This is a genomic window from Burkholderia sp. MSMB1078WGS (genome assembly GCF_001528895.1).
In the GTDB taxonomy this organism is placed as follows: Bacteria; Pseudomonadota; Gammaproteobacteria; order Burkholderiales; family Burkholderiaceae; genus Burkholderia.
The window spans coordinates 234,238-252,908 of sequence record NZ_LPDI01000101.1 but is presented as its reverse complement, the minus strand read 5'-3'; the positions used below and the strand labels follow the sequence as shown (position 1 = coordinate 252,908).

13 protein-coding genes and 1 pseudogene are annotated in these 18,671 nt (G+C 71.7%); 4 read left to right on the top strand and 10 right to left on the bottom strand.

What is annotated here, in order from left to right; genetic code table 11:
* Window positions 1–123, bottom strand: a pseudogene (locus WT24_RS27665) (hydrolase); the annotation flags it as partial.
* Between the two features lie 273 nt (window positions 124–396).
* On the opposite strand from WT24_RS27665, the gene WT24_RS27660 reads away from it, so the two are divergent.
* Genes WT24_RS27660 through WT24_RS27645 form a run of 4 tightly spaced genes read left to right on the top strand, consistent with a single transcriptional unit; the run spans window position 397 to window position 3,621 of the window.
* Window positions 397–657, top strand: coding sequence for a XapX domain-containing protein (locus tag WT24_RS27660; protein ID WP_060036419.1), 261 nt, complete (start codon window positions 397–399; stop codon window positions 655–657).
* A gap of 25 nt (window positions 658–682) precedes the next feature.
* Complete coding sequence (locus WT24_RS27655; protein ID WP_060036414.1) at window positions 683–2,263, top strand: sodium:proton antiporter; 1,581 nt, start codon at window positions 683–685, stop codon at window positions 2,261–2,263.
* 49 nt (window positions 2,264–2,312) lie between these two features.
* Window positions 2,313–2,705, top strand: a complete 393-nt coding sequence (locus WT24_RS27650; RefSeq protein WP_060036413.1) for an OsmC family protein — start codon at window positions 2,313–2,315, stop codon at window positions 2,703–2,705.
* A 31-nt stretch (window positions 2,706–2,736) separates the two neighbouring features.
* Window positions 2,737–3,621 carry a pirin family protein gene (locus WT24_RS27645; RefSeq protein ID WP_059502094.1) on the top strand — a complete coding sequence of 295 codons (885 nt, stop codon included), beginning with the start codon at window positions 2,737–2,739 and terminating at the stop codon, window positions 3,619–3,621.
* A gap of 67 nt (window positions 3,622–3,688) precedes the next feature.
* On the opposite strand, the gene WT24_RS27640 is transcribed toward WT24_RS27645, so the two are convergent.
* The 9 genes from WT24_RS27640 to bcsB are packed head-to-tail and all read right to left on the bottom strand — an operon-like array spanning window position 3,689 to window position 18,401.
* A complete protein-coding gene (locus WT24_RS27640) occupies window positions 3,689–3,886 on the bottom strand; it encodes a hypothetical protein (RefSeq protein ID WP_059502092.1) in 198 nt (65 codons plus the stop codon).
* On the bottom strand, window positions 3,868–5,418 hold the full coding sequence (bcsG, locus tag WT24_RS27635) for a cellulose biosynthesis protein BcsG (protein WP_060036412.1): 1,551 nt from the start codon (window positions 5,416–5,418) through the stop codon (window positions 3,868–3,870). Before bcsG ends, WT24_RS27640 begins: the two co-directional genes overlap by 19 nt.
* A gap of 27 nt (window positions 5,419–5,445) precedes the next feature.
* Window positions 5,446–7,983 (bottom strand): UDP-forming cellulose synthase catalytic subunit, encoded by a 2,538-nt coding sequence (gene bcsA / locus WT24_RS27630; protein ID WP_060036418.1) that lies wholly within the window; start codon window positions 7,981–7,983, stop codon window positions 5,446–5,448.
* On the bottom strand, window positions 7,980–8,759 hold the full coding sequence (bcsQ, locus tag WT24_RS27625) for a cellulose biosynthesis protein BcsQ (protein ID WP_060036411.1): 780 nt from the start codon (window positions 8,757–8,759) through the stop codon (window positions 7,980–7,982). The genes bcsA and bcsQ overlap by 4 nt, the downstream gene beginning before the upstream one ends.
* Entirely contained in the window at window positions 8,756–8,992 is a 237-nt protein-coding gene (locus WT24_RS27620; RefSeq protein ID WP_060036410.1) for a hypothetical protein, read from the bottom strand. The genes bcsQ and WT24_RS27620 overlap by 4 nt, the downstream gene beginning before the upstream one ends.
* Window positions 8,989–10,953 carry a cellulose biosynthesis protein BcsE gene (gene bcsE, locus WT24_RS27615; protein ID WP_060036409.1) on the bottom strand — a complete coding sequence of 655 codons (1,965 nt, stop codon included), beginning with the start codon at window positions 10,951–10,953 and terminating at the stop codon, window positions 8,989–8,991. Before bcsE ends, WT24_RS27620 begins: the two co-directional genes overlap by 4 nt.
* A gap of 9 nt (window positions 10,954–10,962) precedes the next feature.
* Window positions 10,963–14,847, bottom strand: coding sequence for a cellulose synthase subunit BcsC-related outer membrane protein (locus WT24_RS27610; RefSeq protein ID WP_060036408.1), 3,885 nt, complete (start codon window positions 14,845–14,847; stop codon window positions 10,963–10,965).
* The gene (gene bcsZ / locus WT24_RS27605; RefSeq protein WP_060036407.1) at window positions 14,832–16,061 is read right to left on the bottom strand and encodes a cellulose synthase complex periplasmic endoglucanase BcsZ; all 1,230 of its coding nucleotides are present in this window, start codon (window positions 16,059–16,061) and stop codon (window positions 14,832–14,834) included. Before bcsZ ends, WT24_RS27610 begins: the two co-directional genes overlap by 16 nt.
* A 3-nt stretch (window positions 16,062–16,064) precedes the next feature.
* The gene (gene bcsB, locus WT24_RS27600; RefSeq protein WP_060036406.1) at window positions 16,065–18,401 is read right to left on the bottom strand and encodes a cellulose biosynthesis cyclic di-GMP-binding regulatory protein BcsB; all 2,337 of its coding nucleotides are present in this window, start codon (window positions 18,399–18,401) and stop codon (window positions 16,065–16,067) included.
* Window positions 18,402–18,671 lie beyond the last annotated feature (270 nt).

The window sequence follows — 18,671 nt, the reverse complement described above, 5'->3', positions numbered from 1 at the left end:
GACGTTGTTCTTCAGCGTCTGGCGATCGATCGACTGCACGCCGAACGCCATCTGCGGCTGCTGGTCGATGAAGATCAACTGGCTGTTCTGCGGCGTCAGTACTTCAAGCTTCGGGTTGCTCATGGCGAATGGAGTCCTGTGAACGAAAAAAGAGGGGCCTGCCTCGACCGCGACAGCGGGAGGAGCCCGGAATGCGTCGGCGCCGGATCGTCATCCGCGCGGCAATATTTAAGCCGCAAACGCACGGCGCGAACACCCAAGAAACGGAATCGATCCGATTCCCGAATGGATGCCCGTTCGGGGCTGCCCGCCCTTTTTTTCTTCACGCAAACCCGATACGCTTTCAAGACTTTGACGGTGCCGCTCCGGCACCGCTCGGCCACCACCAGGCGCACCATGAAACCGTATGTCTTGTCGCTGCTCGCCGGCATCCTCGCCGGCGTCATCTACGGCGCGATCGGCGTGAACTCGCCCGCGCCGCCGGTCATCGCGCTCGTCGGCCTGCTCGGCATGCTGGCCGGCGAACAGATCCTGCCGGTCGCGCGACGCGTGCTGTCCGGCCACCGGCTGCACACCGCATGGCGCGATGCCAAGTGCAGCCAGCACATGTTCGGCGCGCTGCCGGGCGGCGCCGCGAACGACCGCAAGCCTTCGTGATCCGCCCCATCGCCGCCCGCCACGCATGACCAACGTCGAGCTGTTCCATTACCTGCTGCTGTTGATCTGCGGCGCGGGCGCCCTCACGTGGCTCGCCGAGCGGATCTCGATTCCGCCGGCCGTCGTGCTGCTGCTCGGCGGCTGCGTGGTCGCCGTCGCCGGCAAGCGCGTGCCCGACATGGACCCGGCGCTGCTGCTCGCGGCAGTGCTGCCGCCGCTGTTGATGTCGAGCGGCTTCTACACCGCGTGGAAGGAATTCCGGCAGGAACTCGCATCGATCGCGTCGCTCGCGCTCGGGGCCGTGGCGTTTACGACCGTCGCGGTCGCGCTCGCCGTGCACGCGGCGAATCCCGCGCTGCCGTGGGCCGCGTGCTTCACGCTCGGCGCGATCGTGTCGCCGCCCGACGCGGTCGCCGCGAAAGCGATCCTGCAGCGCCACCCGTTGCCCGCACGGCTCGTCGCGGTGCTCGAAGGCGAAAGCCTCGTCAACGATGCGTCGGGCCTGCTGCTGTACCAGATGGCCGTGTCGGCCGCACTCGCCGCGTCGATCACGGCGGCGAGCGCCACCGGCCTGTTCTTCTCGCTCACGCTGATCGGCATCGCAGTCGGCCTCGCATGCGGTCATGCGATGTGCTGGGTGCTGCAACGCCTGCGCGAGCCGATGCTCGGCATCGTCGTGACCTTCGCGATGGCATGGGGCAGTTACGGGATCGCGGAAGCCGTCGACGGCTCGGGCGTGCTGTCGGTCGTCACCTGCGGCCTCGTGCTGGGCGTGCGCCAGCATCGCGTGTTCGACGCCGACATGCGGATCAAGGCGAAGGCGACGTGGGAAGCGATCGTGTTCGTGCTCGACGCGCTCGTGTTCATCCTGATCGGCCTCGCGCTGCACGCGATCCTCGCGCGCGTGAACCACGAAGGCGCGGTGCTGATGGCCGGGCTGCGGGTCGCGCTGCCGGCGACGGCCGCCGCGATCGGCGCGCGCGTGGTGTGGGTGTTCGTCGCGATGTGGCTGCCGGGCCGCCTGCGCGCCCCGCGCACGGGCCACGCGCCGTGGTCGTGGCGCGAGGCCGTCGTGCTCGGCTGGTCGGGCATGCGCGGCGTCGTGAGCCTCGCGGCCGCGATCGCGCTGCCCGCCAACTTCCCCGGCCGCGACCTGATCCTGTTCAGCACGTTCCTGCTGATCATCGCGACGCTCGTCGTGCAGGGCGGCACGCTCGCGCCGCTGATCCGCGCGCTGAAGCTGCGCCCGGCCGTGCGCCGCACGATGTCCGAGCACGCGGTGCGTGCGCACACGTTCGGCGCGGCGCTCGCCGAACTCGATGCGCGCGAACAGCGCGGCGCCGGCCTCGAACGTGCATCGCTCGACCGGCTGCTGACCGAATACCGCAACCGCGTCGCGTTCAACGAACGCGCGCACCGCGACGGAGCGGCGCCCGCGGACGTACGCGCGCGGATGCTGCGCGTCGAGCTCGAACTGGTTGGCGTGTCGCGCGGCGCGCTGCTCGACCTGCATCGCGATGGCAAGGTCGACGACGCGGTGCTGCACCGCATAGAATCGGAGCTCGATTTCGAGGAGTTGCGGCTGCAGCGCCTGCTCGAACCGTAACGCCCGGCCTGCCCGGCCGGCCCGTCCCCTTTCCCCACCTGGAACCGCAATGAGCGAACTGTCCGTCGAAGCGAGCATCGGCCCGGTCGATTACCTCGTCCACTTCAGCGATGGCGTCCATCAGTGGCGCGCCGACGAACCCGCGTCGCACGGCGGCGGCGATGCGACGCCGACGCCGGTCGCGCTGCTGCTGTCGAGTCTCGGTGCGTGCACCGCGATCACGCTGAAGATGTACGCGCAACGAAAAGGCTGGCCGCTCGACGAAGTGCACGTGAAGCTCGCGCACGAAGCGGGCAGCGCGGGCAGCACGATCGTGCGCCGCATCACGCTCGACGGCGACCTGACCGACGAGCAGCGCGAACGCCTGCTGCAGATCGCGAATGCCTGCCCGGTGCACAAGATCCTCACGCATCCGATCGCGATCGATACGGCGATCGCCTGACGCATTCCCCCTGACCACGACCCAGCCCACCATGTCCGCCTCGATCAAGACCCTGCTCACGCCGCGCGAAAGCGATATCGGCAACCTCGTCGTGCGGCGCGTGCTGCCCGCGCGCGCGGCGCGCCTCGTCGGCCCGTTCATCTTCTTCGACGAGATGGGGCCGGCCGTGTTGCCGGCCGGCCGCGGCATCGACGTGCTGCCGCATCCGCACATCGGGCTCGCGACCGTCACCTACCTGTTCGAGGGCTCGCTGATGCATCACGACAGCCTCGGCTTCCGGCAGAAGATCGTGCCGGGCGACGTGAACTGGATGACGGCCGGCCGCGGCATCGTGCATTCGGAGCGCTCGCCCGACGAGGATCGGCCGCACGAGCAGCCGGTGCACGGGATCCAGACCTGGGTCGCGCTGCCGGTCGAGCATGAAGACACCGCGCCCGCGTTCGTTCACCACGCGGCCCACACGCTACCGTCGTTCACGCGCGACGGCGTGACCGTGCGCGTGATCGCGGGCACCGCGTTCGGACTCGCGTCGCCGGTGGCCGTGTTCTCGCCGACACTCTATGCGGTGGCCGAATTCGCGCCGGGCGCACGGCTCGCACTCGATGCGGAGCACGACGAACGCGGCGTGTATCTGGTCGATGGCGATCTCACCGTCGACGGCACGCCGCTCGCGAGCGCGACGATGGCCGTGCTCGAACCGGGCGCGACCGTCGCGCTCGCGAGCACGCACGGCGCACGCGTGATGCTGCTCGGCGGCGCACACCTGCCGGGCGAGCGGTTCATCGAATGGAATTTCGTGTCGAGCCAACGCGCGAAGATCGACGCCGCACGTGCCGCGTGGGCCGATCAGACGTTCGGCAAGGTGCCGGGCGAAGAAAGCGAATGGACGCGCCAGCCGGAACGCAAGACGCAATGAGCGTCCCGTCCCGACGCACCGACGACGGCCGGCAGCCATTCCGGCCGTCGTGCCGATCGTCGTGCATTTACCGCTTCAATCCCATCAGCTTCGCGAGCGTCGGCCAGCGTTCGAGCGACGCGTCGAACGCGCGGCGCGCCTGTTCGTCGACGTAGCGCTCGGGATCGAGCGCGGGCAGATGCCGCGCGAGGCCGATCACGTCGTTCGGTTGCGACAGACGATCGTCGTCGCCTTCGCCGGTAATCGTTACTGTTCGTCGATCCATACGCCGTCCGGAGTCTTGACCGCGTAACCCGCGGCCGTCTGCATCGTCACCGTGCCCTCGTTCTCGCCGATCATCCGCGTACGCGGCAAATCGGCCGCGTATTGCGCGAGCGTCGCGCCGGGCTTGAACGGGCTGTTCGACACGAGGTTCGACAGCAATTGCGCGAGCGCGAGGAAGCTGGTCGGCTGCTCGATCACGGTCGTCGCGCCGTGATTGCCGGCGAAACCGACGAGCCGCACGCCGACCGGCCCGTGCACGATGCGCGGCGTCGGAATCTCGCGCAGCCCCGCGACCTGGTTCTTGTCGCCGCGCAACGCGGCGCCGTGCTCGGGCACGAACACGATCACCGCGCGGCGGCCCGATTGCGCGATCAGGTCGGCGAGCCGGTCGAAATCGGTCATCAGCTTCGTCGCGCGCTGCGGATACGAGTCGATGCTCGTCAGCGCGCTGCCGACCACGCGGTTGCCGTCGTGCAGGCTGATCGTGTTGTAGTACAGCGCGACCGGCCCCGGCACCGCCGCGCGCTGCGCGTACCAGTTGGCGAGCGTCGCATAGTCTTCCTTGATCGCCGAGCCGTCGAACGCGTGCATCGCGACCGGCGCGGCCGCGTTCGAGATCATCGGCGCATCGGCCACGCCGATGTTGTCGTGGATCACCTGCAGGAAATTGTCGAAATGGCCGTCGTGGTTCAGCAGCGACTGCACCGTGTAGCCGGCGCCCGCCAGTTGCGAGAACAGGTGGCACTGCTGCGGCGCGGGCTTGTACAGGTCCGCATGCGCTTCCTGCCCGCAGCTCGCGCGCAGCACGCGGATTGCCGCCGGGCCGCTGTAGCTCGCGGCCGTGCTGAAGTTCGTGAACAGGTAGTCGAAGTGGCTCAGCATCGGATGGTTGCGCACCTTTGCCGCATCGAGGTCGTCCCACGACAGCGAGCAGATGTGCAGCACGATCACGTCGAACTGCGCGGCCGGATCGCTGCCGAGATGGCCGAACGCGACCTGCCGCTGCGACTCCTGCGTGCGGAACGTCGCGAGCGCCGCGTTGCGATCCTCGGGCTGGTCGACGCGGGTGGCGCCCTCCGCGCTCGCCTGCTGCTGGGCCGGCGCGGCGACGCGCGCCATCAGCCCGGCCTGCCACAGCGGCATCGCGACCAGCGCGACCACCACGAACGTCGCGACGCGCAGCCAGCGGTTGACGATGAAATAGACGATCAGCACGCCGACGATCGTCAGCGCCAGCACGGGCGGCAACAAGCGCGGCAACAGCTCCATCCAGTAGTCGAGGCGGAACGTGCTGACCTCGCGCGCGGCCTCCGCGAGACGGGCGAGCGGGGGCGCATGCAGCTCGCGCGCGAGCAGCGGCACCGCGATCGCGATCGCCGCGACCTGCCGGACGATGCGCCACGCGCGCGACCGCAGCGGCGCGCTCGCCGCCAGCGCCACCGCGAACGCGAGGTTCGCGAGCCAGAACGGCTGCAGGTGCCCGGTCGCGAACAGCGCGAACTTCAGGATGAAATACAGATTCCAGAACGTCATCTAACCCACTCCATGATGCGTGCCGCGTCAGTCGCGCGCGCGATCGAGTTTCGGCGCGAGCATGGCCTGCAGGCCGCGCGCCGCACCCTTCCACATCCGTACATAGCCGTCCAGCCCGATCCGAAGCACTTCCTTGAGTCCGCCGAGCGGCGTGTCGGGCCGCGCGCCTTCGTGCCAGTCGAGCCACGCATCCGCGCGGCCGAACGTGCATTGCACGAGCTGGCGCTCCTGCTCGAGCGTCAGTTCCTCGAAGCTCACGCCGACGTGGGTCGGCGTCGCACGGGTCACGCGCACCGGGAACGGAAACGCGCGGTCGCCGCGCGTCACGCACACCGTCAGCGTGTCGCCGACGGCGAGCGGCAGCCCCGGCACCGCTTCGAGGCCGAGGCCACCGGTCGAGTAGTCGCTCGTGAAGCATGCGGCGGTCGAGCCGTCGGCGAGCAGCAGCATCGCCGGCACCCGCATCGCGATCCGGTGCGTGACGCGCACCTGCTTCGTCTCGCGCGCGACGGCCAGCGCCGCGCCGAGCATCGCGAGGTTGTACACGGTCCAGCCGAGCGTGATCAGGATCGTCGACGCCTCGTCGCCCTGCTCGGTCACGAGCCGCCACAGGCCGGCGACGATCGCGAGCACGTTCAGCGCGAACAACACGAGATACGGCTTCGACGTCGACCAGTCGACGTAACCTTCGTCGATCTTGCCGCCCTTGTCGGTCACGTTGAACTTGCCGTGCTTCGGGCTGAAGAACGCGACGGTGGTCGGCAGCGCGATGTACCACGCGAGCACCGATTCGTAAACCTCGGCCCAGAACGAATGCCGGTAGCGCCCCTGCATCCGCGAATTCGCGATGTTCGCGAGCACGAGATACGGGATCACGTAGCTCGCGAGCGCGAGCGACGACGCGTTGATGAAGTACAGGTGGAAGAACAGGTATGCGAGCGGGATCGTCAGGAATACCAACCGCGGAATCCCGTAGAAGAAATGCAGCATCGCGTTGCCGTAGCAGATTCGCTGGATCAGGCCGAGCCCGCGCCCGAGGAACGGGTTGTCGATGCGGAAGATCTGCGCCATCCCGCGCGCCCAGCGCGTGCGCTGCTTCACGTGGCCGGCGAGGCTCTCGGTCGCGAGGCCGGCCGCCTGCACGGTCGGCAGGTACGCCGACGTGTAGCCGCGCCGATGCAGCTTGAGCGCCGTATGCGCATCCTCGGTCACGGTCTCGACCGCGACGCCGCCGACCTCTTCCAGCGCGCTGCGCTTGAGCACCGCGCACGATCCGCAGAAGAACGTCGCGTTCCACAGGTCGTTGCCCGACTGCACGAGGCCGTAGAACAGGTTGCCCTCGTTCGGCACCTCGCGGAACGTGCCGAGGTTGCGCTCGAACGGATCGGGCGAGAAGAAATGGTGCGGCGTCTGCACGAGCGCGCACTTCGGATCGCGCAGGAACACGCCCATCGTCGTCTGCAGGAACGAGCGCGTCGGCACGTGATCGCAGTCGAAGATCGCGATGTACTCGCCGTGCGTTTGCGGCAGCGCACGGTTGATGTTGCCGGCCTTCGCGTGGCGGTTGTCGTCGCGCGTCAGATAGTCGATGCCGGCCTCGGCCGCGAATGCCGCGAACGCCGGACGCCGGCCGTCGTCGAGCAGGTACACGCGCAGCTTCGCGCTCGGCCAGTCGATGCTCTGCGCGGCGAACACCGTCGGCTTCACGACCGACAGCGGCTCGTTGTAGGTCGGGATATAGACGTCGACGGTCGGCCAGGTGTCCGGATCGTCGGGCAGCGGCACGATCGGCCGGTCGAGCGGCCACGCGGTCTGTACGAAGCCGAGCAGCAGGATCATCCACGTATAGGCTTCGGCGCCGTACAGCAGATAGCCGGCGACGGCTTCGACCGGGCCGCGAAAGTCGAGCGTCTGGGTCGTGCGCCACCACACGTAGCGCACGGCCGCCAGCAGCGCGAGCGACGCGAGCGCGAGGGTCGGCAGGTGGCCGGGCAGCCGGCGCAGCGCGAGCGCGAGCACCGCGACGATCGCGAAGAACGCGAACTGCGCGCCGGGCATCAGCGGCGACATCCCGGCCGCCGCCCACAGCACCGCGCCGGCCGCGAGCAGCAGCGGCGCGAGCCAGCGGCGCCGGCCGACGCCGTTCGCGCGCGCATCGAGCCAGCCGCCCCAGCGCGCCCACGGCAGACGCTCGAGCATCGCGTCGACGCGCCGCCCGAGCGCGCGCCCGGCCACGTAGACGGGTACCACGAACGTGTCGAACCACGCGAGCGGATCGTGTGCTGGACGGCCGTCGGCCGCGCGCGGGGCGCGCACAATCGCGCGCCACAGCCATTCGCGCACGCTGAGCGGCTGCAGCACGCCCCAGTCTCGTGCGAGCCTCAGGAACGCGACGCGCACCCAGCGGCGCACGTGATCGGGCCGGCCGGGCGGCGGTGCGTGGAAGAACAGCCGCACGAGCCAGTCCACCCGCGTGCGTTCCGCCGGCAGCCCGATACCGCGCGCGCACCAGTCGGCCGCCCGGCGGCCGAACGCGCGCAGTCGCGACGCGAGCGCGGCCTTCATCGCGCCGCTCCGGCACGGCCCGCGACGGCCGCCGCGAGCCATGCATCGACCCAGTTCGCGACGCCGTTCAGGTCGTGCGATGCCTGCGAATAGGGCGCGTCGTCGAAGATCCAGCTGCCGCGCGCGAGCGCTTCGGGCACCGCCGCGTCGACGTGGATGCGCTGCTCGAGCATCGATGCCGGCCCCGCGACCGCGCGCAGCATCGCCAGCGCATCGCGCTGCATGTCGCGCGCCGGGTTCAGCCGGTTCACGACGATCTGCAGTTCGCCACGGCCGGCCCGCAACGCGCCGAGCCGTGCGGCCGTCGTCGCGCAGGCGGCCGGCTCGGGCGGCACGACGACGAGCGTCAGGTCCGCGCACCGGATCGCCTGCCCGGCCTGCGGCGACGGATAACGGGCGGTGTCGATCAGCACGACGCCGTCGGGCGGCAACGCGATCTCATCGAGCGCGCGCGACAGCCAGGCCGGATCGGCCGCGAGCCGCGCATCGCACGCGGCAGCCCCGGCCGCATCGACCTGCCCGTACGGCACGAACAGCACGCCGTCGGTGTTGCGCCACGTGTGCGCGTGCCACGGCTCGGCGCCGCCCAGCAGGCTGTGCGCGAGACCGTGTTCGGCCAGCGTGTCGAGGCCGAGCGCCGCGCCCATCAGGTTCTGTGCATCGAATTCGACGGCGACGACCGGCCGGCCGCGGCGCGCGAGCAGCACCGCGAGCGCGGCGGCGAGCGTCGTGCGGCCCGCGCCGCCCGTCGTCGAAGTAACGGCGATCGTCTTCATCGTGCCGCCTCGCTGTCGCGGTTGTCGCGGTTGTCGCGATCATCGCCGCTGGCGCCCGGCAGCAGGCGGCCGCGCAGCACGACAGGCACGAGCTCGCACGGTACCGCGTCGCGCCGGTCGATGCCGCGCGGCGCGGAAAAGCCGCGGCCGATGCCGAGGTGCTGCGCGACGATCCATACAGGCACCGCAATCGCGATACCGACGACGAAGCCGATGACGAGGTCGGCGATCATGCGTCCTCCTGCTTGCGCAGCGGCATCGCGCTGCGGACGGCGCCGCGCGCACGCGCGGCGGGAACGACGGGGTCCGGCGCCGCGGGGGCGACGGCGGGCGCGGGCGCGGGCGCGGACGCCTGCGGCACGCCCATCGCGTCGAGCGCGACGACGGTATCGATCGCATCGATCGCGTCGCTCACCTCGCTCGCGTCGGGCAACGCCGCGCCGCGAGCGGCGCGCGCGCCGCCCGCCGGCTGCGTCGCCGCGAACAGGTCGCTGTAGTCGGCGATCGGCGCACGCCGGTTCTCGGCCATCAGCGCGTCGAGCTCGGTGTCGATGCTGCCCTGTCCGAGGCATACGACGCGGTCGGACAGCGTATCGACCGGCACGTCGAAGATCCGCGCGAGCGCATCGTCGGCGTCGACCGGCTCGCACGCGAACAGGAACACGAACAGGTGTCCGGCATCGGCCGTCACGATGTCGCCCGTGCGGCGCGGCCGGCAGTGTCGCAGCGCGTCGACGTGCGACACGCCCGGCAACAGCGTGAGCTTCGCGAGCGTATGCGGCAGCGCGAGCACCGCGCCGCGGTCGAGCACCGCGCGAACCCGCTGGCAGAACGCGCCGACCGGCAGATAGCCGAGCACCGAATCGCCGAGCGCGGCCGCGAGCGCCGCGCGGTAGTCGGCCGCGACGGGCCGCGCGTAAAGCTGGCCGTGCAGCGCGTGCACGGCGGCCTGCATCCGCGAGGCGGGCAGATCGCGCGCGACGACGCGGTTCGCGCCGACGCTCAGCACGAGCACCTCGAACTGCTGGCGCAGCACCTCGCCGCGCTCGACGACCGCGATCTTCAGCGCGCCGCCGCACTGCCGGCGCAGCGCGTGCACGTCCGCGCACAGCGCTTCGAGTTGCGGATGCGAACGGAACGCGAGCACCGCGGTGGCGGCCTGCGCATGCGCGCACGCGGCGACGACGGCCGCGTTATCGTCGACGATTTCCCAGCCGTCCGGCACGCGGCTCGCACCGTCGAGCACCGCGCGGCTGACCACCACGCGATCCTCGTCGTGCGCGAGCTTCATCCGCCGCGCCGGTTCGGTCGCGCCGCCATCGACGTTCGCCGACAGCCGGCCGCCCGGCGCGAAGCGCAGCGGCCGCACCTCGCCGGCTGCGAGCGTGTCGCCCGCGCGCCAGAAATCGACGACCCACAGCAGCTCGCCGTGCGTGCGCTGCAACTGCGCGACGCCCGAGCAGATACCGTGGAAGTCGCCGCGCTGCGTGCGATCCGCATCGCGCACGAGCGGCGCATCGTCGGCGCGGGCGGCGCCGCCCGCACGGGTCGCTTCCGGGTCGAGCAAAAGCACGAGCGCGATCCGGCGCGCGCGGCACCAGTCGGCCAGTGCGTACGCTTCGTCCGCGAGCGCGGCCGGATCGTCCCAGCTGAACCAGCGCTGTGCGCCTTCGACAAAATACAGCGAACGCGCATGCAGCCCGTAGCGCTTCATCGCGCGCAAGCCGCCGGTCAGCCGCGCGAACGCGCCCGGCGCCGCGCGGCGCGGCGCGTTGCCGGCCAAGCCGGCGTCGGCGCCGTCGTCGGCCGGCTGGGCCGCCGCCGGCATCGCCAGCACGTTCAGGTTGCGCGGCCAGCCGGCCGGCTGCGCGCCTCCCGCGAAACCGAGCGATGCCATGTGCGCGGCGACGCGCGCCGGATCGCGCGCCAATACGATCGTGACGTCGCGCGTGCGCGCCTGGCGCGCGCTTTCCCATACGAGCGCATCGCATGCCGGCGTGCCGCCGGCCGCGTAGATCGCATAAAGGCCGCCGGCTTCCAGTTGCGTCCACGTGTCGGGCAAACCGTCGATCGCGAGCCGGCTCAATGCGCCGGCGCGGCCGCCCCCCGGCCCCACGCGCAACAGCGCACGCAGGCGGTCGGCCAGGCCGGTGGCGCCGGGCGCGGAGCGGGTGGCATCGAATTCCGTATTCACGACGTTCCCCTAGTAATCCGAATAAAGCCGCACGGGCGTCGGCGTCACGAGCCAGTTGCGCGGTGCGCGTGCGGCGAACGCGTAGCGCAGGTAGACGAGCGCCGAGCTCGGCGCATAGTCGTGCGACCGGTCGACGTGCAACTGCGCGCCAACGCTCAGGTGCGGGTTCACGCGATATTCGACGATGCCGTTCACGCCGTACGAGAACGACACGCCGCGCGTCGAACTGCCCGCGTACACGAACCCGGCCGCCACCTGCGCGGCGCGCTGATCGGAGAACGTCGGGTAATACAGCGAATCCTTCTCGTAGCTGTTCGAGATCCCACCCGTGACGGTCAGGTCCCACGACAGCGCATCGTGCCGCCCCGCCCATTCGATCGGCACGCCGAGCGACAGATAGCGCTGCGGACTGTAGTAACCGCCCTGCCCGTACGTGTAGTAGCGCAGGTTCTGCGCGTAGTGCCACGCATTGCCGATGAGCCCGGTGCTGACCTTCATCGTCGCACGCTCGTACACGGGCACCGTGAAGCCGGTGCGCAGCGTGGCTTCCGCATTGCGTTCGACGTTGCGGCCGGACAGCACGCCCGCACCGAGTTCCGCGAACAGGTTCGTGCGGCCGACGTCGACCGACGCGCGCAGGCTCACGCCGTCGCGGCGCACGCCGCCCCACACCGCGCCCGTCCACGGGTCGCGCATCCCCGCGTACGACAGCACGCTGCTCGTTTCCGGCCGCCGTGATGCATTCACGGAGAAGCTCGCGGGGCCCGCGTCGAAGCGATAGCGCACGCCGCCGACGAGGTAATGCACCGGAAAGCCGAGCGGCGACGTGCCGAGATCGACGCGCCACGCATCCGACAGATAGCCGGCGCCGAGCGCGACGCCCGTCGTCGACTGGTGCAGCGAGCCCGGCGGATTCGCGAGCAGCGCGGGGGCCGGCGGATTCGTCCGTGCCCTGAGCGCCGCATAGGTGCCGAACGTCTTCAGCGGATACGCGTCCGGATCGCTCGTGTCCAGCGTGCCAGGGTCGAGATGCACGGTGTCTATCTGCGCGAACACGTGCCCGTCGTAGCGGATCGGCATCTGCAGGTAGATCGGCACCTGCTGCGCGCGATACGACGAGATGCCTTCGTCGCCCGATTTGTATGCGGGCATCCAGCCGGTCTCGATCTCGGGATTGCGCCGCTGCTCGAGTTCCGCGATCGCGGCCTGCGCGGGCGTGAGCCCGTCGCGGCCCGGACTCACGCCCGTCGTGCGTTCCTGCGACCGCGACAGCCGGTACAGCGACGCCGCGTCGTCATAGCGGCCCTGCGTCTCGGCCACGCGCCCGGCCGCGACCGTCACGTCGGCGCGGGTCGGATACGCGGCCTGCAGCCGCTCGGTCACCGGCGCGGCGTCGTCCGGGCTACGCAGCGCGTTCAGGCGGCGCACGGCCGACAGTTGCGTGTCGACGTCGTCGTCCGGCGTGCGCGCCAGCACGGCCAGCACGCGCTCGCGCGCGGCGGCACGGTTGCCGCTGTCCTCGTCGATCCGCGCGAGCGCGAGCTGCGTATCGGCGTCGTCCGGCGTGTGCGCCACGACCGGCCCGAGCGCCTCGCGCGCGGCGCCGTAATGGCCCTGCGCGCGTTCGAGATCGGCGAGTTCGAGCGCGTAACGCTTGTCCGCCCGGCCAGCCGGGCTCGCGCGATCGAGCAGCATGCGCGCCCGTGCATAGTCCTGTCGCGCGATCGCATCGTCGGTCTGCCGCAACACGAGCCGCAGCGACTGATCCTCGAGCCGCGCCGTCTGCACGGGCGTCAGCGCCGGGTCGCGGCGCAGCGTGTCGAGCCACGCGGCGAGCGCATCGTCGCGCCCGGCGCTGCCGAGCAGGTCGCCGTAGCGCAGCCGCACGTCCGCGTCGGCTTCGCGCGGATGCGCGGCGATCCAGTCGTGCAGCGGCGCGAGGCCGCGCTCGGGTTCGCCCGCGTCGATCCACTGCGCGCCGATCGCGGCGAGCATGTCGGGATCGTCCGGCGCGCTCGCCTGCGCGTGCGCGAGCGTGGCGGCGAATGCCGCGCGGTCGCCGCGGGCATGCGCGCCGCGCGCGTCGGCCAGCGCGCTTTCGGCATCGAGCTTGCGCGCCAGCGCGCGCATGCCGTCCGAACGGTGCGCATCGTCGATCGGCGCGAGCGCGGCCTGCGCGCCCGCGACATCGTCGAGCGAGTTGCGGTACAGCGCGCTCGCGTAGCGCATCTCGGGCGTGTCGCTCCGTGCGAGCCCGTCGTCCATCACGGTGCGGCCGAGCTGCGGCAGCCCCATGTCGCGATAGAGGCGCGCGAGCGCGAAGCGCGTCCACGGCACGTCGGGCGCCGCGCGCACGGCCGCCTCGTAGCGTTGCGCGGCCGGCCCGCGTGCGCCCTTGTCGGCCAGCGCACGCGCCTCCTTCGCGAGCAGGTCGCCGCGCAGGCCGTCGAGCGCGCGGCGATCGTCGGTGCCCGTCACGCGCCCTTGCAACGCGTCGAGCAGCGGGCCGATCCGGTCCGCACGGCCGGTGTTCTCATACAGCGTGGCCGTGTCGCGCACGGCCGACAGGCTCGGCGAGCGTGCGGCCAGCAAGCCGCGCAGCAGCGGCTCCGCCTGCGCCCAGTCGCGCTGCGCGAGCAGCGCATCGGCGAGCTGCAGCTTCGCGTCCGGGTTGTCCGGCTGCATCGCGAGCGCCGCACGTGCGGCGCGTTCGGCATCCTTCGGGCGGCCCGCGCTGGCCGCTTCGCGGCCTTGGGCGAGCAGCCCCCAGAACTGCGCGGTACGCGCGAGGCCCAGCCATTTGCCGCGTTGGTCGGTCGCACGCGTCGCGGCCCGCGCGAACAGCGCGCGCGCTTCGTCGTGCCGCCCTTCGCGCAGACGCAGCAAGCCGAGCCCGCCCAGCGCATCGGCGTCGTCCGGGCGCGAGCGCGCGGCGCGCGCGAGCAGCGGATCAGCGGCGGCCAGGTCGCCGTGCGCGAGCGCCTGCAACCCGCGCTGCTGCGCGATGTAGTCGGGATCGCGTTCGAGCCGGCGCTGCGCATCGCGCTGCCGCTCGAGGCCGGCGGCGCGATCGCGGAATTCGGTGTCGTCCGGTGCGAGCGCGAGATAGGCCTGCAGCGCATCGAGATACGCCGGGTCGCTGCCGGCCGACTGCAGCACGCGCCGCCACAGCGCCATCGCTTCCGTATGGTCCGCGTCAGCGCGTTTCGCGAGCGACGCTGCGATCCGGTTCGCTTCCGCGCGCGTGTCGTCGCGCTGGTTCAACAGCCGCGCGAGCGCGACCGATGCGCTCGTGTCGCGCGGATCGGCGGCGACCGCGCGGCGCAGCGCGGCGATCGCCGGCGCGCGCCCGCCCGGCGCATTCGACACGATCTGGTAATACTCGGCGCCGAGCGCCCCCGCCGGCGCGCCGTTCGGAAACAGCGCGACGATCCGCCGGGCCGCCTCGTCGGCGCGGCCGCTGCGCGCGAGCAGCCGGATCTGCGCCATCTCGCCGCGCCCGCTCGTCGCGACGCGGTATTCGTCGGCCACCCGCCGCGTCGCAGGCGCATTCGGTGCCTGCGCCTGCAGCCGCGCCAGCGAGGCCTGCGCGCCTTTCGCGTCGCCGAGCCGCAGCAGCACGCGCACCTGTTCGGCCAGCAGCTCGGGATCGCCCGGCGCGATCAGCAGGCCCTTGCGCAGCGCATCGCGGGCGAGATCGTCGCGATGCTTGATGCCCCACATCCGCGCGGTATCGAGCTCGCGCCGCGCATCGGCCGCAGCCGAGGCCGCCGGTGCCGCGGGGTTCGCCATCGCCGCGCCCGACGCCACGCCCGGCGCCGCCGCGCACACCGACGACGCGAGCCACGCGAATCCCGCGACGTGAGGCACGGCGCACTTCAGCGGGCGGCGCACGAACGGCCTCCCCAGCGGGTGTCGAGCGTGCCGTCCGCCCCGAACCGGTAGCGGCCGTCGCGCCAGCCGAGGCCGAACAGCGTCAGCACGCTGGTGTAATAGCCGGGCGCCGACTGGCGCGCGAGCGTGTCGACGCGGGCTGCCTGCGCATCCGCGAGCGCGTGCTGGCCGCGTGCGTCGAGAAACGGCACGGCCGCCGCGGAGAATCCGCCGTTGCCGTCGTTCGGCCCCGCGACGCCCGTCGTCGTATCGACCCGCTCCGGCGGCGCGCCGTGCGCGGCGATATGGTCGGCGAACGGCGCGAAGCGCGCGAGCAGCGGCGCGGCGAGCGGATCGGCACGGTCCAGCATGCCGGCCCACAAGTACACGCGGATCGCGTTGTAAGCGCTCTGCGCCTGCGTGTCCGGATCGGGCCCGAAACCCTTGCCCGCGCGATACAACGCCCAGTCGGGCGAGAAGCCCTTCGGCGCGGTGTCGAGCAGCACGCGTCCGGTGCTGGATGCCAGCGCGGCCCAGCGACGGTCGTCGGGCAGCCGCGCGCCGAGCGCGCGGATCACTTGCGGCGGCGAATAGCTCGGATTCACGCGCCATTGGCCGTTGGCCAGCTTGAACCCGGTCGGCCCCGGCAGCAGCGTGAGGCCGAGGCCCGGCACGGTCGCCGTCTCGGCGTCGAGCACGCGCTTCGCGAGCAGCGCGCCGCGCGCCGTATAGCTGCGCTCGTGCCACAGCCGTCCGGCCTCGACGAGCGCATACGCGATCCACAGATCGGCGTCCGACGCCGCGTTCGCGTCGAGCACGCGCCACGCGCCGTCGGGCGCGCGGCCCCACAGCCACGCCGGCAGATGCGCGCTCAGGTCGCCCTGCGCGAGGTTGTTCTCGGTCCATGCGAGGATCGTGTCGAACATGCGCCGGTCGTTCGCGACCAGCGCGAAGAAAAGTCCATACGCCTGCCCCTCCGATACCGTGCGCGAATCGGCCGAGCCGACATCGATCACGCGGCCGTCCGCCGAGACGAAATCGCGCTTGAACGCCTCCCAGCGCGGCCACGCCGCGCCGCATCCCGCGCCCGCCGCATCGGCTGCGCCGGCCCCCGCGGCGTGCGCGCGCGTGGCCATGCCAGCCGCCGCGCACGTCACCGCAACCGCCAGCGCGAGCGTCGCGCCGGCACGCCGCGCCGGCTGCGTTGCCCGTCGCTTCGTCATTGCCCGCGCCATCCGTTACATCCCCCGTCGACGCGCGGCGATTCGCTGCAGCACGCTGAACACGCCGAGCGCGAGCAGCAGCCCCGCGACGACACCGACCGCGCCGAGCACGACCGGATGCCGCGCCGCCTGCGTCCACACGCGCGCATACCACGGCACGAAGCCGACCACGTACGGCTCGCCGACCCGCAAGCTGTCGACCTGCCCTGGCCGCACCAGCGCGAGGTCGCCCTGCAACTGCGACACGAGCCCGGCGTTCTCGAACACGTCGAGCAGATCGCCGAGGCGCCGCTGGTCGGTCGCCGTCAGCGCGACGACGCTGCGGCCGCGGCTGCCCGGCAGCTCGAACCCGGCGAGCGCCGCGAGCGGGCCGGTCTGTTCGACGTGCGCGCCGCCGTCGGCGACGCCTACGCCGTTGCGCCAGCGCTCCTTCACCGTGAACGCGACGCGCGTCGCGCCCGCGCCACCCGCGCCGCCCCGCTCGCCGATCGCGAGCGGCAGCGCCGCGCCCCAGTGCGCGAGCAGCGGCGACGCCGGCGAGCCGTCGATCACGAGCAGATCCTTATGCCCCGACAGCGCGGCGACGTCGCCGGGCCGCGCGACCTGCACGCGCAGCGCCGGAAAGCCGGTCCATTCGCCCATGTGGCCGAGCATCGTCAGGTAGGCCTCGAGCTCCTGCGGCGACGGCCGGTCGGGCATCACGACAGCCGTTTGCGACAGGTCCGCGAAGCGCGTGAACGGGAAGCCGCTGTTCGCGAAGAACGCGAGATTCGGCAATTGCGCGTAATGGACGAAGTGCGAGAAGTCGATCGTCGAATCGGGATCGATCGCCGCGCGCTGCGGCTCGGTGGCCGTGCTCGAACACAGGCCCGTCTTCTGCGAATCGAGCGTGAAGCGGAACTGCAGCTGATTGCCGCTGCCGACGCGGAACGCGGGAATGTCGACGTCGCTCGTCACGCGCCCTTCCGGCACCGCCAGCAGCGGCAGCTGCATGCGACCGTGCGCGTCCTCCGCATGAGCCGGCCCGAGCCGGTAAGACTTCACGAGCTGATCGTTGATCTCGACCGCGAGCGTCGAATTGTCCTGCACGGTCGGCGCCGTATAGCGGTAGCGCAGCGTGATCGGCACGCCCGCGCCGTTCCACGAATGCAGATCGGCCGGCACGCGCAGGTTCAGCCGGATCGCGTCGGGCGTCGTGCCGCGCACTTCCAGCTGGCGCGGGTCGTTCACGAGTTCGCGGAACGCGATCGGCCGATTCACCGGCAGCCAGCGCGGCGCGTCGTACGGCTTGCGCGGCGCGCCGAGATCGACGTGCGCGACCGTCGCCACCGGTCCCGACAGCGCCGCGCGGCCGAGCACGAGCGTCGCGACCGCGTCGTCGACCTCGGCCGCCGTGCGGCCCGTGACGACCAGCAGCTTGCGGCCCGGCGCGGCCGGGTTGTCGGCGACCGCGAGCAGCGGGCCGCCCACCGGCGGCAGCGCGAGACCGGCCGGCAGCGTCGTGGCCGTGCCGACCACGACGGCCTGATCGTCGGCCGGCAGCGCCGCCGACACCGGGAAGCGCGCATGCCGGTAGTCGGCCAGCGCGCCGAACCACGACGCGAGCACGCCCGCGCTGCGCAGCGTCGCCGAATCGGGCGTGGCCGGCAGCACGAACGGCAGCCGTACGCGGCCGTTGTCGCGCCGGTCGAAGAACGGCGCGGGCAGCAGCGCGAGATCGTTCGGCAAGCGCACCGGCGATTCGTCGAGGATCAACTCGCTCGTCGGGCTCACGTCGGCCCACAGCGCCGAGTTCGCCGGATCCTCGCAGTGATCGAGCGTGTAGTGCGCGATCAGGCGCAGGCCGATCTGGTTGAAATCGGAAAAGTAGCGCGGATCGATCGGGATCTCCTGCGTCACCGTGCGGCCCGCGCGCGCGGCGTCGAACGGGACGGTCGCGATCACCTCGCCGTTCATCGACACCTTCAGGTGCGACAGCGGGAACACCAGCGACGGCGAATACGCGTAGGTCAGGCGCAACCGCGCGCCCGTGATCACGCGATCGAGCCGCACGCCGGCGTTGATCGTGCGAGCGTCGTCGGCGCCGCGCAGGCGGAGCGGATCGAACGCGCCGAGCGACGCGAACGGCACATGCACGGTCGTCGCCGGCAGGCCGGCGGCCGACGCGCTGGCCGCCGTCGGCGCCGCCGCGGGCACCGCGGCCGGCGCTGCATCGGGCGCCGCCGCCTGACCGCCAGCGACCGCCGAAGCGGCGGCGGGGGCGGCCGGCATCGGCGCGGCAGACAGCACGGCCGCGTGGAAAGCGCCGGTCATCGCGGCCGCCAGGACGAACAGCGACACGGCCGGCTTCATGCGCCGCTCCGCTGCGTCACGATCGTCCGGTCATCCTGCGCGTCGAAATCGACGCGCGCAAAGCAGCTATGCCCGTGAGTGCGCATCCCCTCTGCTTCCCCTCATATATGTTGCGCGTCGTGTAACGCGGATATGGCCTGATTGATTTATCGGAACGACGCGGCGGATTCTTCAATGATCCGTTCGTCGCGTGGCGAAGCGCCTGGCACCGGCGCCCGCCCATTCGTCACACTATCTCAAAAATAGAACGAAACTCACCGCGATTCGCGA